The following is a 2,192-nucleotide window of genomic DNA, read 5'->3' as shown; positions in this document are numbered from 1 at the left end:
TTACATTACTGCTTTTAAAAGTTCTCCTACTAATGGGATGATTCCACCTAAGAATGATAAAACTGCCATTGCGATTGCCATATTATTTCCTCCTTTTTTTTCGTATTAAGGTATGATAATTTTTATAAATAATTGCGGAATAATGAATTTACATTACTGCTTTTAAAAGTTCTTGTACAAATGGAATGATTCCACCTAAGAATGATAAAACTGCCATTGCGATTGCCATATTATTTCCTCCTTTTTTTTCGTATTAAGGTATGATAATTTTTATAAATAATTGCGGAATAATGAATTTACATTACTGCTTTTAAAAGTTCTTGTACAAATGGAATGATTCCACCTACAAATTTTAAAACTGCCATTGCGATTGTCATAGTATTTCCTCCTCTGTTGTTGATGCTAAGATGTGATTTATCTTTATGCTTTCATTATAGTAAGCGCTTACATTTATAACAATACATTTCTATATGCAATATTGCATATAGGGCAATATTATACATTTAGACCTCTATTAGTCATTCTTTAATGGTACCATAGCGAGGTGAGAGTCTTTAAGGGTTCTCCTTAATAGGAGGAAACGAATATGGAAAGAGTGCAAGCGATTATTGACAGTAATCTGAAATTCAAGAGCTGGGTTAAACAGGTACTAGCTATAGGCGGAATATTAGGGTTCTGCTACTTGGTATTATATGTTTTATGTTTCTTAATTGTTATGTAAATATATACAACTATACTAGTGAAGCCTTACCTATAGAGGTAAGGCTCTTTTGTTGTATCTGAGGTGAATTTTTTTTGGAGGTACTCCAAAATATTGGGTTGATGGGCATGTGGTTCTACTTCTATCACTGAAAGTAAACTAATATTCAAAAGTTTACATTCGTTTTAATGAAAAATAAAAAGCACTTTTGATAGTTTCACAAGTGCTTTTCAAGATAGTGTTAATAGATGTGTTTAGCAGTATGATCTTAGGTCTAAAATAATTATCAATATTAACGATTAGTAAATTGCATCAGTATCTCTTCAGTATGCTCTGCATTTAAGTGATAAATAGTAGAATCTCCTGTACGTCGAATATACGATTCGTTATTATGTCCTTCTATACCAAAAGCCAATATTTCAAATGTAATCTTTTCTCCATTATCTAATGAAAACTCAATAGTACGCTGAGAAATATTAGAAGAGTTTTCGAAAAGCTTTTTCTTCCAAAAATCTGTTTTTGATACAACCTTTTTTGAACTTGTTAGTTTTTGAAATACATCTTTTGCATCTTGACCATAATCTTTAATAATACCTTCAGCAACCGAATCTGTTTCTAGATATCTTATCTTTGAGATCGTATCAGAAGTTAGTTTTATTTTTTCTTCAGGTTCTATTAAAACAAAATAGATACACACACCTACAAATATAAACAATATTCCTAACACTATTTTTTTCATTTATCTTTTCCTACTTTCTGAAAAAACTTAATAGGCTATTTTTGAATAAGATATGTTATTCAATTATTGAAAAGGAACGTCGTATATAAACCATGTTTCATTTTTTTGATACATATGGAATTGAATGTCTGTACCTATCCATGGGGGCATATTAATAACTGCGGAATCCTTGTAATCTTCGTTTATTACTACAGATGATCTTGCAAATCTAAAAGATGATAGAATTGTTTCATGAAATTCAGGTGCCTCTTTTAAAAATTGTTTCTTTTCCTCGGTCATTTTTTCATCATTTTTATAGAAAAGATAAGTTGTTTCATAATTTTTTTCTTGTATTGAATGTAAATATAATCTTACTACTGTTTTAGGTTTTTGCTCTTTTAGTGTATAAATATCTTGGGATTTTTGTAATTTATCATATAGCTTTTGTTCTGTATGATTTAAATCTGCTAAATAAGGTGAAAGAGGAAATACAAACCAAAGAATAATGATTACTAAAATAAATAAACCTATTTTTTTCTTGTTCATTTAATTGAAACTCCTTATGTAATTATTAAGAATATAGTAGCATGGATATTTCTTTATATTAATAAGAAAATATCCTCTCGTGTCTGTCAACGGTAAGCGGACAAAACGAAACGATAGTGAAGTGAAGGAGCATTAAGGAGTTGACAGACTTACTGTCCCAGACCCTCTTGTGGTTGTCAAACGGTACCCGTTTGACCCTGCCTACCGGCGAGGGAGCCCCCTCAAAAA

3 protein-coding genes are annotated in these 2,192 nt (G+C 30.3%); 1 reads left to right on the top strand and 2 read right to left on the bottom strand.

Annotated elements, in window-relative coordinates; all coding sequences use genetic code 11:
* Nucleotides 1-586: 586 nt before the first annotated feature.
* Nucleotides 587-721: a hypothetical protein gene (locus tag MR071_RS25525; RefSeq protein ID WP_255835799.1), complete on the top strand. Its 135-nt coding sequence runs from the start codon at nucleotides 587-589 to the stop codon at nucleotides 719-721.
* A gap of 271 nt (nucleotides 722-992) precedes the next feature.
* Here MR071_RS25525 and MR071_RS24915 read toward each other — a convergent pair whose 3' ends face one another.
* Both MR071_RS24915 and MR071_RS24910 read right to left on the bottom strand, forming a co-directional pair.
* A complete protein-coding gene (locus MR071_RS24915; RefSeq protein ID WP_242238234.1) occupies nucleotides 993-1,439 on the bottom strand; it encodes a hypothetical protein in 447 nt (148 codons plus the stop codon).
* Nucleotides 1,440-1,502: 63 nt separating this feature from the next.
* Nucleotides 1,503-1,964 (bottom strand): hypothetical protein, encoded by a 462-nt coding sequence (locus MR071_RS24910; RefSeq protein ID WP_242238233.1) that lies wholly within the window; start codon nucleotides 1,962-1,964, stop codon nucleotides 1,503-1,505.
* Between the last annotated feature and the right edge of the window lie 228 nt (nucleotides 1,965-2,192).

The sequence above is a fragment of the Bacillus cereus group sp. BfR-BA-01316 genome (assembly GCF_022664195.1).
Classification (GTDB): Bacteria; Bacillota; Bacilli; order Bacillales; family Bacillaceae_G; genus Bacillus_A.
This window is presented reverse-complemented; position numbering and strand designations above follow the sequence as displayed.